The 14,428-nt window shown below is 50.6% G+C and carries 12 protein-coding genes; 7 read left to right on the top strand and 5 right to left on the bottom strand.

Going from position 1 to position 14,428, the window contains the following annotated elements:
- Positions 1-203: 203 nt before the first annotated feature.
- The 3 genes from glmU to ACKTSG_RS06930 all read left to right on the top strand — a co-directional run bounded on the left by glmU (position 204) and on the right by ACKTSG_RS06930 (position 3,590).
- Complete coding sequence (glmU, locus tag ACKTSG_RS06940; RefSeq protein ID WP_407893272.1) at positions 204-1,592, top strand: bifunctional UDP-N-acetylglucosamine diphosphorylase/glucosamine-1-phosphate N-acetyltransferase GlmU; 1,389 nt, start codon at positions 204-206, stop codon at positions 1,590-1,592.
- Positions 1,593-1,731: 139 nt separating this feature from the next.
- Positions 1,732-2,334 (top strand): ECF transporter S component, encoded by a 603-nt coding sequence (locus ACKTSG_RS06935; protein WP_407893270.1) that lies wholly within the window; start codon positions 1,732-1,734, stop codon positions 2,332-2,334.
- A gap of 89 nt (positions 2,335-2,423) precedes the next feature.
- The gene (locus ACKTSG_RS06930; RefSeq protein ID WP_407893268.1) at positions 2,424-3,590 is read left to right on the top strand and encodes an AbrB/MazE/SpoVT family DNA-binding domain-containing protein; all 1,167 of its coding nucleotides are present in this window, start codon (positions 2,424-2,426) and stop codon (positions 3,588-3,590) included.
- Positions 3,591-3,666: 76 nt separating this feature from the next.
- Here the strand turns inward: ACKTSG_RS06930 and ACKTSG_RS06925 are convergent, their stop codons facing one another.
- Together ACKTSG_RS06925 and ACKTSG_RS06920 are read right to left on the bottom strand one after the other, a co-directional pair.
- Positions 3,667-4,788 carry an NAD(P)-dependent alcohol dehydrogenase gene (locus tag ACKTSG_RS06925; RefSeq protein WP_407893266.1) on the bottom strand — a complete coding sequence of 374 codons (1,122 nt, stop codon included), beginning with the start codon at positions 4,786-4,788 and terminating at the stop codon, positions 3,667-3,669.
- A 189-nt stretch (positions 4,789-4,977) separates the two neighbouring features.
- The gene (locus ACKTSG_RS06920) at positions 4,978-5,982 is read right to left on the bottom strand and encodes an AraC family transcriptional regulator (protein WP_407893264.1); all 1,005 of its coding nucleotides are present in this window, start codon (positions 5,980-5,982) and stop codon (positions 4,978-4,980) included.
- Positions 5,983-6,105: 123 nt separating this feature from the next.
- Between ACKTSG_RS06920 and deoC the strand changes: the two genes are divergently transcribed.
- From deoC to ACKTSG_RS06900, 4 genes are all read left to right on the top strand, one after another.
- Positions 6,106-6,774, top strand: a complete 669-nt coding sequence (gene deoC / locus ACKTSG_RS06915) for a deoxyribose-phosphate aldolase (protein ID WP_407893262.1) — start codon at positions 6,106-6,108, stop codon at positions 6,772-6,774.
- Positions 6,761-7,951: a phosphopentomutase gene (locus tag ACKTSG_RS06910; protein WP_407893260.1), complete on the top strand. Its 1,191-nt coding sequence runs from the start codon at positions 6,761-6,763 to the stop codon at positions 7,949-7,951. The genes deoC and ACKTSG_RS06910 overlap by 14 nt, the downstream gene beginning before the upstream one ends.
- Before the next feature lie 11 nt (positions 7,952-7,962).
- Positions 7,963-8,670: a purine-nucleoside phosphorylase gene (deoD, locus tag ACKTSG_RS06905; RefSeq protein ID WP_407893258.1), complete on the top strand. Its 708-nt coding sequence runs from the start codon at positions 7,963-7,965 to the stop codon at positions 8,668-8,670.
- Positions 8,671-8,846: 176 nt separating this feature from the next.
- Positions 8,847-10,406 (top strand): C40 family peptidase, encoded by a 1,560-nt coding sequence (locus ACKTSG_RS06900; protein WP_407893256.1) that lies wholly within the window; start codon positions 8,847-8,849, stop codon positions 10,404-10,406.
- 46 nt (positions 10,407-10,452) lie between these two features.
- On the opposite strand, the gene ACKTSG_RS06895 is transcribed toward ACKTSG_RS06900, so the two are convergent.
- The 3 genes from ACKTSG_RS06895 to ACKTSG_RS06885 are packed head-to-tail and all read right to left on the bottom strand — an operon-like array spanning position 10,453 to position 14,308.
- Entirely contained in the window at positions 10,453-11,274 is an 822-nt protein-coding gene (locus tag ACKTSG_RS06895) for a sce7725 family protein (RefSeq protein WP_407893254.1), read from the bottom strand.
- On the bottom strand, positions 11,271-11,942 hold the full coding sequence (locus tag ACKTSG_RS06890) for a hypothetical protein (RefSeq protein ID WP_407893252.1): 672 nt from the start codon (positions 11,940-11,942) through the stop codon (positions 11,271-11,273). Before ACKTSG_RS06890 ends, ACKTSG_RS06895 begins: the two co-directional genes overlap by 4 nt.
- Entirely contained in the window at positions 11,939-14,308 is a 2,370-nt protein-coding gene (locus ACKTSG_RS06885; protein ID WP_407893250.1) for an ATP-dependent DNA helicase, read from the bottom strand. Before ACKTSG_RS06885 ends, ACKTSG_RS06890 begins: the two co-directional genes overlap by 4 nt.
- Positions 14,309-14,428 lie beyond the last annotated feature (120 nt).

Below are 14,428 nucleotides of genomic sequence, written 5' to 3'. Positions count from 1 at the left end.
GAGTCATCTCCACTCAAGGTGTAGCAAGCTCAGGGTTGGCCAAATTGGCAGCGTCACTTAATCAGGTCGGATAGAACCTATCATTTGGAACTCAATTTACTGGAACCGAGAAAAACTTGACACATACACCCCAATGCTTTTCTTGTCAGTCAGGCTTTGATTGGCTATGATGGAGCTATACACGAAAGTTAAAGGAGCACATCATGTCTGCTAAATTCACGATCATTCTTGCGGCTGGTAAAGGCACGCGGATGAAGTCTTCATTGTATAAGGTATTGCACCAAGTTTGTGGCAAGCCCATGGTCGACCACGTGTTGACCCAAGTGGAACAAACCCATCAAGATCAAATTGTCACCGTCGTTGGCCATGGCGCCGAAGCAGTCGAAAAGGCCCTTGGCGACCGGACCCAATTCGTTTTACAAGCGGAACAGCTTGGCACCGGCCATGCGGTATTACAAGCTGAACCCTTATTAGGCGACAAAGACGGCATCACCTTGATCGCAAGCGGCGATACCCCATTGTTTACCGCAGACACCTTTGAAAAACTGTTTGCTTATCATGAACAAGCAGGCGTTTTGGCGACGGTTTTGACGGCTAATGCCCCAGACCCATTTGGCTATGGCCGCGTGATCCGCAACGCTGACGGCAATGTGGAAAAAATCGTGGAACAAAAAGACGCCACGCCAAAAGAAGCTGCAGTGCATGAGATCAACACTGGCGTTTATGTGTTCGACAACCAAACGCTGTTCAAGACCTTGCATCAAGTGGGCAACGACAACGCGCAAGGCGAATATTACTTGCCAGATGTAATCGGTATTTTAAAGGCGCAAGGTGAAGCCATCGGCGCGTACACCATGGACGATTTTTCAGAATCCATGGGCGTCAACGACCGCGTGGCGTTGGCTGCCGCGACGAAAGTGATGCAACGGCGCATCAATGTCGCCCACATGAAAAACGGCGTGACTATGGTCGATCCTGACACCACGTATATCGATGCAGATGTCACAATCGGCAACGACACGATCATTGAACCTGGCGTTTATTTGAAAGGTCATACCACGATCGGGTCTAACTGTGTCGTCGGCACGCATTCTGAATTGATCGATGCGACGATCGAAGACAATGTCACCATCACCAGCTCCACGATCGAAGACGCGATCATGCGCAAAGGCTCCAATATCGGCCCGAACTCCCATTTGCGGCCACAATCCGATATCGGCGAAGACGTGCATATCGGCAACTTCTGTGAAGTCAAAAAAGCGACCCTTGGGGCGCGCACTAAGCTGGGTCATTTAAGTTATGTCGGCGATGCCACCTTAGGCTCAGATATCAATGTCGGCTGTGGCGTGGTGTTCGTCAACTACGACGGCGTGCAAAAGTTCCATTCCAATGTTGGCGACAAGTCGTTTATCGGCTCCAACTCCAATATTGTGGCGCCAGTTGATCTGGCTGACCACTCGTTTGTCGCGGCAGGCTCGACCATCACCAAAGATGTGCCATTCCACGCGATGGGCATTGCCCGTAGCCGCCAAACCAATAAAGCAGACTTCTGGGATCGCTTGCCGATCGCCAAAGACCCTGATTGGAATTAGTAGACGATCACGCTTGCGGTTGCGCAGGCGTGATTTTTTGGACCAAATTTTGTCGACCCCCTAAACAAATTAAAGATGAAAAATAAGCATCGTTGTGCGATAATAGTCGCACAATTGTTATTTTTCGGGAGGAAGAATTATGCACAAGCGCTCAAAAGCCTCACGCATCACCTTGCTGGCATTATTGACGGCGTTGATCATTTTGCAAACGATGGTGCCAATGCTCGGGTATATTCCTTTAGGTTTCATGAGTTTGACGATCATTCATATCACCGTGATCGTGGCGGCGATCGTGTTAGGCCCTTGGGATGGGATGTTTGTCGGCTTGATGTGGGGGCTTTTTACCATTTTCCGCGCGTTAACGGCACCGACATCCCCGCTTGATCCGATCGTTTTCACCAATCCGATCATTTCCGTGGTGCCGCGGGTGTTAGTCGGCTTAGTCGCCGGCGCGGTATTCACCGGGTTATATCATCGCTTCCACAACCAAACTGTCGCCAGCGTGATCGCGGCAGGCTTAGGGGCGTTGACCAATACGGTTTTGGTATTAGGGCTGATGGGTTGGCTTTATACCGGCCCAGTCGCTAAAGCATATGGCGTGACGTCCAGCGGTTTGTTAAAAGTGTTGATGGGCGTGATCGCCGCCAACGGGGTGCCAGAAGCTATCGGCGCCATGATCTTGACGCCTTTGATCGTCGGCGCGCTGTTTGCCGTGAAACGTTTAGGCTTGAAGCGAGAATAATGCTTTGGAGGTTTCGTCTGTTGAGATGAAGCCTTTTTCTTTGTTGGCGAAACTTTGCTAGAATGGATCCTGGGATCGGAGGTATCAAGTTGAAGAAAACAGACACAGCGTTGGCTTTGCACTTGCCAAAAGCGGTATGTGAACAGTTAGGGGTCACCGCGAATACCCCGATGGAAATGAGCGTGAAAAATGGTCGCTTGGTGTTACAACCTAAGCTTGCGGCGCGCGTTTCGGCCAATCGTTTCTTGTGGTTGTTGCCATTGGTGGTATCAGTGGTGTTGAGCCTAGGGGTTTATGTGTACTGGGTCACACAAGATATCCACGTGCTACCGTTATCTGGCGGGGTCTCATTAGGGAGTTTTGTGATCGGCGTTGGCTTGGTGGCTGGCATGATCTTATTTGCAGGCTTTTTCATTCAAGCTCAGCGCGCCAAAACGGTGCCGAGGATCTATTGGCGCAATTTCCCAGTGATCACTGGGGCACTGACGATCATGTTAGGGTTGGCGCTAGTCGGCGGCTTTTGGTTGTTGGGACAGTTATTTCCAGGTGCTAGTTTTGACCGGATCACTGCAGTGCTGATCTTTTGGCTGTTTATGTTGGTCGTAGCGGCGTTTATGATGCAAGCGGCGATCACCCTTGATACCAGTATGTTGGCCAACTTACTGTTAGTGGTGATCGTGTCAGGAATGGTGATCGCCATGGCGACCAACAACACACGCCGCTGGTGGCAACATAACTTGAGTTTTTTAGGAACGGATATGGCCAGCCAAGCTTGGCAGTTCAATGTGACCTTGATCTTGTCAGCATTATTATTTGTCGCGTTAGTCGATACCTTGTTTGTGTCACTAGAAGCGCGGTATCCGCGCTCTTGGAAACTATGGACCATGCGCATCATGTTGACGCTGATCGGCGTGGATCTGGGCTGTATCGGGTTGTTTCCCAATAACGCCGCGTCGCATTTGTTGCATGACCAAGCGGCAGGCATGCTGGTGTTTTTGGTGGCTGGATTGATCGTCGGGTGCCGTTGGCTGTTGCCGGAAGTGACACCAGAATTTCTCGGGGCTTCTTATGTGGTGGCGGTAGCATTATTGGTGTTGAACTTCGGGTTTCGCTGGTTTGGTTGGCCGAGTTTGACCAGCTTTGAGATCCAAGCGTTTGTTTTGGCGTTTGGGTGGTTATTGGTGCTATTTGGGCGTTTAGAAGCGCTAGTGGATCAAGGCAGTCAAACTTGGGATGTCCAAGTGATCGATGACTGATTTGTTACGTGATCAAAAAGTCGCCACTCCTTTGCACGTAGGCATGCATCGGGGTGGCGACTTTTGTTTGGTTCAGTTATTTACCAGGCACATAATCTTCATCAATGACTAAGACTGGCTTGATGGTTTTACCAGAACGAGAATCGGCGTTGGCTTCGTTGATTTGATCGAATTTGTAGAACTTTTCCGTCTTATCAAAATCAAATTGGCCAGCTTGGTAGAATTGGATCAAGCGAGGGACATCGATTTGCGGAATGGAATCGCCCATGTTGACGCCGACGATCTTCTTGTCGTCTACGCACAAGTCGTTCCAAGTGTCGACATCGATATGATGTGGGGTAACGGCGATCGTGGCCGTGGTGCCGCCTTGAGCTAAGACTTTGATGGAGTTTTCCATGACTGCAGTGACACCAGTGGTATCGACAGCCCAGTCAACACCATAACCGTCAGTTAGATCTTTAACGGCTTTGACGACATCAACATCTTTGGAGTTGATCACATCAGTGGCACCAAGTTCTTTGGCTAAAGCCAAGCGAGAATCGACGATATCGATGCCGATGACTTTGACACAACCAGAGATCTTGCCAGCCATCATGGCAGCTAGGCCAACCGCGCCAGTACCAAATACGGCAATGGTGTCACCAGGCTTTGGCTTCAAGGTGTTCAAAACGGTGCCAGAACCAGTCACATAGCCGCAACCCAGCGGGCCGAGTTTGCGCAAGTCGAGTTCTTTTGGCACTTTGACCGCGTTGCGCTCGCGCACGACTGTGGTGGTGGTGAAACTGGATTGGTCGAACATATCAGCGACATGCTTGCCATCTTCAGTGAAGTGGCTGGAGCCATCTGGCCGCACGCCTGACAAGTTGTTGTGCGCGTAGTTCTCACATTGTGTTGGGATGCCTTTTAAACAAGACTTGCATTGGCCACAAGCGTAAAATGACAGCACCACATGATCGCCAGGCTTGAACTGAGTGACTTCTGGGCCGACTTTTTCAACGATCCCAGAGCCTTCATGCCCTAACACGATCGGATAGTCGATCACCGCATCCCCGATGCGCAAAGCTTCATCAGAGTGGCAAATGCCACTGGCGACCATATGCACTTGGAGATCATCTGGGCCCATGGGTGCTAATTCAACGTCATCTTTGATCACGAACGGATCATTTTGCTTTTCAACCACAGCTGCTTTAATTTTCATGAATGGAGAACCTCCTAGATTGGTTTACAACGTTCATTATTTCACGAATTCCCAATTAATCAAGCGCTTACATTATTTGCCACATCATATGTTCCGGCATCGATTCACCGCTGAAACAGCAGAATTCACCGATGCCAACTGTTTTCAAGCCAAAATGAACAGTTCAGGTCAAACTGTGATGGGACATATTTACAGTTGCTCAATGAATGACGAGTGCCTGGGATCTTGGCGGTCAAGGATCGGGGCATGGCCGAATTGTTCGTGATATTTATGGTAGAAAAAGCTTTTGTTGCGAATGCCCACCGCCAAACAGATCTCAGAAATCGGCGTGCTGGTGTTTTGGATCAAGTCATGTGCGCGCAATAAGCGCTCTTGAGTCAACACCACGCTAAATGGTTTACCGACGACTTTGGTGAATAAGTTACTTAAATAGTTCTTGTTGTAAGCAAATTTGTCAGCCAAGTCGCTTAATGTGAGGTGTTGATAATGGCTGCGGATCTCATTGAGCATGCGCATCGCCAATTCTTCGCTAGGCGTCAGCTGTTGGGCTGGAGTCGGGTAATGACGCACCAACAGCGCGATCAAAATCGTCAGTTGCGCTTCAATGATGGTATCGGCAAAAGCGCGATGTTGATAATATTCACTGATCAGCGTGTCTAATGTGGTTTGGATCTCGGGTTCAGCAGTCGGTTGGGCGACAAACAATAAGTGGCGACTTTGCGAAGTTTGCGCATGGTTCAACAAAAAATCATAAAACACACTTTTTTGCGCTTGCAATTGATTCAAAAAATCCAGCGATAAATTACGGTCGCGAAATAACACATTGATCATTAAGTCATTGGGACCCAAGGCTTTGATCGCATGTTGGCTGCCGATATCCAACAACAACACGTCGCCTTGGCTTAAATGCAGCGCTTGGCCGTCGACCACTTCATCAGCGTCCCCGCGCAACATATAATTGATCTCAAAAAATTGATGGGTATGTAGCGGATAATCTGCAAAACGGTTATGTTTGCGAATACTGACACTGCAGTTATTAAAGAAATAATCATTCAACACTGGCATTTGTGTGGCCGTCGTGGCGTGGGTGTCGATGGCAGCTGGTGGGATATCATCGGCAACGATGTGACTGTGTTGTTGTTGGCGTTCGACTGCAGTCAACGCTTGTAACGTTCTTAAAACCGTGATGTCCATGATATCCTCCCAGGTGTGATAATAGCTTTAGCATACCATTTGCCACACTTTGCTGGGGATCTTTTTCAAAAGGCGGGTGTTTCATGGTATGCTTAAGGCAAATCAGCAAAAGGGAGCGATTACATGTTGAGTCTTGCCAAATATATCGACCAAACGTTGTTAGCCCCAGACGCCACGCAAGCGCAGATCGATACCGTGATCTCACAAGCCAAAGCGTACGGTTTTGCCAGCGTGTGCGTCAATCCTTATTGGGTGCCGCGCGCCCATGCGGCTTTGCGTGGCACCGACGTGAAAGTTTGCACCGTGATCGGCTTTCCGCTAGGGGCCAATACCACTTTTGTGAAAGTGGCTGAAGCCAATCACGCGCTGGACGAAGGCGCCAGTGAAATCGACATGGTGCTCAATATCGGGGAATTGAAGTTCGGCCATGACGACCAAGTCAAAGCCGACATCCAAGCCGTGGCCGAAGCGACTCATGCCAAAGGCGCGTTGTTGAAAGTGATCATTGAAGCGGCGTTATTGACCGACTCGCAAAAAGTGCGCGCCTGCGAACTGGCAGAGCAAGCAGATGCTGATTTCGTCAAAACCTCAACTGGCTTTGCCAAAGGCGGCGCCACGGTGCATGACGTGGTATTGATGAAACAAGCGGTGGGTACACGCTTAGGCGTCAAAGCCGCTGGCGGCATCCACTCGTATGCGCAAGTCAAAGCCTTGATCGCCGCTGGGGCCACGCGCATCGGCGCCAGTGCTGGGGTCACGATATTACAGGAGGCAAAACATGAGCAAATTTAACCGCGTGATCGCGATCGTGACAGATTCTATCGGCATCGGCGAAGCGCCTGATGCCGCTAAATATCATGATGTTGGCGCCGATACCTTAGGCCATATCGGGGATGATTTTGATGGGGACTTGTGTTTGCCCAACTGGCAACATTTGGGCCTAGGCAATATCCAACGCCCGCGCCCGATTTTAGGGGTGGGGCCAGTGGCGCACCCGCAAGGCTATTATGGCAAAATGTTTGAGATCTCAGCTGGCAAAGACTCCATGGATGGCCATTGGGAAATGATGGGCTTGCCAGTGACGCAACCACTAGGCTTTTTCCCGGCAGGCTTTCCAGATGCGTTGATCCACAAAATCGAAGCTTTCTCAAAGCGCCATGTGATCGTCAATCTGCCTTATTCTGGGACTGAAGTGATCAAAAAATATGGCGAACAACAGCTTCAAACCGGCGATTTGATCGTGTATACGTCAGGCGATTCGGTTTTGCAGATCGCGGCCAACACGGCAGTGATCCCGCTTGAGGAGTTGTATCGCATTTGCGAATATGCCCGCAGGATCACCATTGACGAGTATCACATCGGCCGGGTGATCGCGCGGCCTTATGTCGGCGATTCAGCGGCGAACTTTACCCGCACGTCTGATCGTCATGACTACACTTTAAAGCCCACTGCCAAAACGGATCTTGATCGCTTGCAACAAGCTGGCATTGCCACTTACGGTATCGGCAAGATCAATGACATTTTTTCTGGGATCGGCTTAGATGATGGGGTGCATACCGTATCCAATGATGACGGCATGGTGCAAACCATCAAGGCAGTGAAGTCCAAGCGTGACGGGTTCATTTTCACGAATTTGGTCGATTTTGACGCGATGTATGGGCACCGCCGCAATCCTCAAGGCGACGGCGAAGCGCTGATGGCATTTGATCAGCGTTTAGGCGAATTGCTCAAGGCGATGCAACCAGACGATTTGTTATTGATCACCTCAGATCATGGCAATGACCCGACGTTTAAAGGCACGGATCATACCCGCGAATATGTCCCGTTGGTCGCATACAGTCCCAGTTTCACCAGCTCAGGCGACTTAGGCATCCGCAGCCCATTTGCCGACCTTGGGGCCACTGTTTTGGATAACTTTGAGGTGCCAGCAGGCGAATTTGGTCAGTCATTTCTCAGCCAATTACAATAGGAGGCAAAAGGATGAGTACGCATATTGATGCCCCACAATCAGCGATCGCCAAAGTCGTATTATTACCAGGTGATCCACTGCGCGCCAAGTATATTGCCGAAACGTATTTGACCAACACCAAATGCTACAATACGGTGCGCAATGCATTTGGCTATACTGGCTATTTTGAAGGGGTACGCGTGTCGGTACAAGCCACTGGCATGGGGATCCCATCGATGAGTATTTATGCCACTGAATTGATGGTGGATTATGATGTGCAAGTGTTGATCCGCGTGGGTACGGCAGGGGGCTTGAGCCCAGAGGTTCAAGTGCGCGATGTGTTGCTGGCGCAAGGGTCAACGACAGATTCGTCGATCATTCTCAATACTTTTGGGGCAGGGATGTATTTTGCCCCGCTGGCAGACTTTGAGCTTTTGGATGCGGCCTACCATCAAGCCCAAGCGCAAGGTTTATCGGTACAAGTCGGGAATGTGCTTGGCGAAGATCGTTTTTATAATGATGAAATGGATCGGCACAAGCTGATCAAATATGGCGTATTGGCAACAGAAATGGAAACGCCTGCACTTTATCTGTTGGCCAGAAAGTATCATCGCCAAGCGTTAGCCATTTTAACCGTGTCTAACCATTTGATCACTGGCGAAGAAACTACCGCGATCGAGCGGCAAACCAGTTTTGACGACATGATCGCGCTTGCATTTGCAGTTGTAAAGGGATTGTAATATTTCGCCGACAGCCGTGGTCCGCCGCGTGTTGTCGGCTTTTTGTATGCGCACTTAACGGTTTGCGAACAGGCATTCGGGTGTGCAAACGCCGCGATGGTGCTATTCTAAAACTATCTATTTAAGAAAATTTAAGCTATTAAAAGTGTCCTTAAGTTTTGATTGGAGGAATCTAGATGACAGAGTCAAAAAAGGCCTTTGCGATCGCTGCAGGTTTAGCTGGGGTTGCAGGTGCTGCCACATTAGCCGCTGCGCCAAATACTGTTAGCGCATCGACTGGTACCGTCACCTATGCAGAAGGTGCGACCACTGTTTGGCAAACACCAGCATTCAACACGGTCCAACGTTACGTAGTCAAAGACCAGTCCATCGCAGTTGTCGGCCAAAAAACCGTCAACGGTACGGTTTGGTATCAAATCGGGACCAACGAGTGGATCCCTGAACTCTACCTCCAAGTGGATGGTGCAGCGCCTGCTGCGACCAGCACGGCGAACGTCAAAACGCCAAGCACCACCACTGCCACTGGGACTTTCCAAGTTGAAGCCACTTATACTGAAGGCGCTGTGACCATTTGGAACAGCACCAACTATTCCGATGCTTCAGGCAAGTACTTAACTAGCGATGCCAGTGCAACTGCGGTTTCCACAGTGCAAGCAAACGGCGAAACTTGGTACAAACTGTCTAACGGCGGTTATGTACCAGCTCGTTTTGCCGCTAAAGCTGGTAGCGTTCAAACTGCCACTGTGGCCCAACCAGCCAAAGCCGCCGCTACGGCAACTCAAGCTGCAACCACGGCACCGGCAGCGCCTGCTGCCGCTGATACCACCAGCACCACCACTGGTACCACTGCTGAAGATACCGCAACCACTGCGGCTAATGCTGCCGCTGCAGCCAAAACCACGACTGCTGCGCCTGCGACGACTGCCGCGACGACAGCCCAAGCCACTAGCACCCCAGCCGCTGCGCAAAGCACTGCGACCCCGGCAACTAGTGCGACTACTGCGACGACTACGCAAACCTTGAAAGTGACTTACACAGATTCTGTGGTCACTGAATGGAAGTCTGCTAGTTATGCGCAAGCCGCTGGCAAGTACTTGAACCCAGGCACGACTGTTACTGCTGTGGGCACCACCACTGCCAATGGCGAAACTTGGTACCAATTAAGCGATGGTAACTTTGTTTCTGGTCGCTTCTTTGGTGCTCAAGGCACTGCCAACAGTAGCAAAGCCACGACGACGACAACCGCAACGGCTACACCAAAAGCCGCAACTACAGTGGCGACGCCAGCTAAAACCACAACGTCAACGCCAGCTAAAGTGGCGACGCCGGCTAAAGCGACTGCAACACCAGCGCCTGTTGCTAACAGCTCGCGTGCGGCTCGCATTGCGGCGGTGATCAATGTGGCCAAAGCCCAACTTGGCAAGCCATATGTTTGGGGCGGCAAAGGCCCTAACAGCTTTGATTGCTCTGGGTTGGCGCATTACGCTTACCTTTATGGGGCTGGCAAAGAGATCGGCGGCTACACCGGCGCCCAAGAATACTCAGGCACTGTGGTTTCGTTGAACAACTTGTCGGTTGGGGACTTGCTTTTCTGGGGTTCTCGCGGGTCCACTTATCACGTGGCCATTTACCTTGGCGGCAACCAATATATCGCCGCACCACAACCTGGCGAAAACGTCAAAATTTCTTCGATTTCCAGTTACTTCGCGCCATCCTTTGCGGTTCGCGTATTGTAATCCAAATCAAAAAGAGTCGAACATCGCGTTCGGCTCTTTTTTTGCGTTAGGCCAAAAATCGGCCCATGATCGTTAACCAATGCATCAACTCCAGCTTGCGTACAGTGCCTAACCCGGGGAAATGATCCAATGCCAGCAATGCGTCAGTGGCATCAGTGTTGGCATCTGGATGCATCGAAAGCCATGGTTTCAAACTGGCGCGCGCTTCAAAAAATTTGGCGCCAGGGTCTTGAAAATCAGCATTGTTGACGGAAACGAAATGTCGCACCCAAAGCTGACGGTGATCTTGAAACGACAAGTGCAAGGCAATGGCACGCTGAGGATAACCATGCTCATCAAAATGATGCGTACTAAGCGGGTAATCGGCAAACCCGACGCCTGGCAGTTGCTTGCGTGAATACTGGTAGAATTCTTGTTGCACCTGATAATAGTCTTCCGTGCGGCTGCGGATGGGGTAATGGTCTTCTAAATAAACCGCCTGCGGCAGCTTCAGCGCGCGCGCCCGTGCGGTATTTGGCACCACAGCTAGTTGCGTCGGTTTTAGTAAGTCGACTTGGCCAAAAGTCGACGCGATCACCAGCTTGGCTGGCAACACATCAAAATAGCGCGCTGTGGTGATCGGGTCAGGCAAAGGATCAGGCAGCGCATGTTTAGGCTTTTGCAATAAGCCGTATTGGCCCACTTGGGGATTGGCAATGACATATAGCGGATGACCAGCTTGGGCAAACGCCTTGACCACGCCTAACAATGCTGGAATATCTTTGACTGGTTCGATGATCGGAATGATCTGAGGACTTAACGTTTTAGCCAGGGTTTTTAACGCCAATAAGTCGTATTGCCGGCCGCGAATGATTGGATAATAGTTCATTGGTCTGCCGCCAGTTTGTATTCAGCCAATTCCGACGTCAGCGCATCAACTTCTGCTTGTAAGGCGTCGATGGTGTCGTTATGAAGTTTGTCGACGAATTGATCATACAAGTTCTCGTCTGGGTCATAGACTTGATAATCGGCTGAGCGTTTGCGCAACTCGCTCAGTAATTGCTCGTTGGAAAAGGCGCCTAACCCGCGTTTGAGCCGCTTGGCTTTGTTGACTTCACGATCCAAGCTAGCGATAAAGCGGTCAGTCAACGCCGCATCATCGACTTGTAGATCTTGATAGCGCGCCGGTTTAACGATCGTCAAGGCTCCTGGTGCCAGCGGCGGTTCGACGCTTTGGGCGATAGCTTTGGGGTCAAAGGCCCGATAAGTCATCACGCCAATATGCGCTGGGATCTCAGCTTTAAGTTTGGGGTAAAGCGTGGCTGGGAACACAAAGTAATTGTAGTTGCCGATAAACGATAGCTTGGCATTGGAGTGAAAGTCGGCTTTGGTGACTTTCAGCTCAAAACAGCGCCAAATGCCGTCATTTTGCCGTACCAGCGTGTCTACGATACCAGCGTCATCTGGCATCGTGACTTCTTCAACAGCCGTGGCGCCTTGTTCTTCCCAATACGCATAAAGCGTTTTTTCTAGATCTAGCGTTAAAGGGGTTTTCATGAGTCTTCCTTTTCTGTGGCCCAAAAGGCCGTTAATTGCCCAGCTAGCTGCTCCAAGCTGTAGCTAACTGATGCGTGCGCCCAATGCGGCGGAAACAACTGGGCATAATCCGGCCGACAAAATCTAGCATCCAACAATAAGATCACCCCGCGGTCATGGGTGCCGCGGATCACGCGGCCACCAGCTTGCAAGACATTGTTGAAGCCTGGCAACTGATAGGCATAAGCAAAGCCGTTGCCATTGACGCGATCAAAGTAAGCTTTCAAGCGGTCGGTTTCAGAATTAAGCCCTGGCAAGCCGACAGAAACGATCGCCACGCCGATCAGCTGGGCACCTTTTAAATCGATGCCTTCACTAAAGATCCCACCCAGTACCGCAAAGCCGATCAAAGGGTCCGGATCTTCGCGAAAATGATCCAGAAACTGCGCGCGGGCTTCCGCGTCCATGGCGCCGCTTTGTTTGATCACCGTCATTTCCGGGTTAGCCGATTCAAAGGCTTCAGCGACTTGGGTCAAATACGCGTAAGACGGCAAAAAAACCAAATAATGTCCCGGTTGCGCCCCGCACATCACCGTTAAGCTGGCGATCACTTCCGGCAAGCTTTGTTGGCGCTGTTTGTAGGTGGTTTGAATGTTGCCCGTGACGATCACTGCTTGATGTTTGGGGTCAAAAGGCGACGCCAAGCGATAAGCCAGCGAGTTTTCGGCGCCACCAAGCACGTCTTGATAATAAGGCAAAGGCGAAAGTGTCGCAGAAAACAGCACCGCCCCGCGACCTTTGTCCAAGCTGGCGCTGATGAATTCGCTGGGGTCCAAGCACATTTCTTTGATCGTCAAGCTTTGACCATCGTCTGTCAGCTTGGTTTCAAAACAGTCGTTGTAAAAATCATAAATCCGCAAAAAGCCCAAGCACACAAAGTATACTGGCAACAGGAGATCGACGACTGCTTGTTGATCAGTGCGCAATTCACCAGTCAGCCATTCGTGAATGCTTTGGCTCAAGCGGTCTAGTGCTTCAACAAACGCTTCGACTGGATCGGCGCGAAACACTTCACGCTGGCCGTCCATGCTCAAGCGCACCACGTCAAAAGCGGTGATCAACTTGGTGATATTGCCTTTGATCGCCGGCAACCCAGCGCCTTTAAACGGGGCTAGCGCCACTTTTAGCTGGGTGAAGGCTGTATCAGTGATTTCTGCAGAATACATATCGCGCGCCCGCGATACCAAGTTGTGGGCTTCGTCGATCAAAAAGAAATTCGCGTCATCAGGTTCAGCAAAAAAGCGCTGCAAAAATACTGCCGGATCGAACAGATAGTTATAGTCGCAAATAATGACATCACAAAACAAGCTGGCATCCAAAGAAAATTCAAAAGGATCCAAGCGATGTTTGCGCGCATATAATTCGACAGTTTTTTTGGTGATGGCATTTTCATTGGCCAACATATCTTTCAACGCGGGCTTGAGGCGATCATAATAGCCTAACATATAAGGATTTTGCGCCGGGTCGTCTGGCTCGTCATCAAACGTGATCGTATCTTTGGCCGTCAAGGTGATACTTTTGGCCACCAAACCGTGCGTTTCTAACAGTGCCATGGCCGACTCAGCGACATGGCGGGTCGATTGTTTAGCCGTCAAGTAAAAGCAACGTTGGATCAACCCAGCGCCCATGGCTTTGATGGTGGGAAACAGCGTGGAAATCGTTTTCCCCGTGCCAGTCGGCGCTTCGACAAATAAGCGTGTCGACGCGGCAATGGTGCGATAAGCTGCCGCGGCGAGTTCACGTTGGCCTTTGCGATAAGCCGGAAACGGAAAGTCCAAGGTTTCAATGCTGGTGTCGCGCACTTTAATGATGTCACTGCGCAACTTTAGCCAATCGCCAAATTCTGCTAATAAGTCGTCAAATTCGTCACTAAGCGCTTCGGCAGTTTGCACCTCAGAAAATCGGGTGACCGCGTCGTTGGAGGTTTGGTAATACACCAAGTCCAACGTGATCTTGTCCAAGTCGCGTTCTTGACACAAAAAGTGGCCGTAAACGCGCGCTTGTGCCCAGTAACGGTCTTTGGTGTTTTGCGGCAGTTGATCCCATGACCGCGCTGATGTTTTGATTTCTTCAACCACGACGCCTTTGGTTGTGGTTTGCACCCCGTCAGCGCGGCCATCGATGACATATTCTTGGTCGTTTACGGTGACGGTATGCTTCATATAAACTTCTTTTTCATAGGTGTCGTCATACGCTGATTGTAAGCGGCGGTGGATCTTGGCGCCGATCAGCGCCGTGTTATTCGAATTGGTGGTGACAGGATTGAGATCTCCTGTGCGTACCGTGAATTCCACGAATTCACGCACGCCGATACGGTTGGTGGCCAAGTGCTCACCTCCTTAAGGTGTTGGTGTCGGTCGTTTGAATTTGAGACTCCGGCTAGCCGCCTCAAATTCAAACGACCTTCGTGCGACGATTCGGCAATGGGGCTAGTAGGCATTGCCTAC

The organism is Lacticaseibacillus salsurae, assembly GCF_045862175.1.
Lineage (GTDB): Bacteria > Bacillota > Bacilli > Lactobacillales > Lactobacillaceae > Lacticaseibacillus > Lacticaseibacillus salsurae.
The sequence above is the reverse complement of the archived record's forward strand: the minus strand, read 5'-3'. Positions and strand labels throughout refer to the sequence as shown.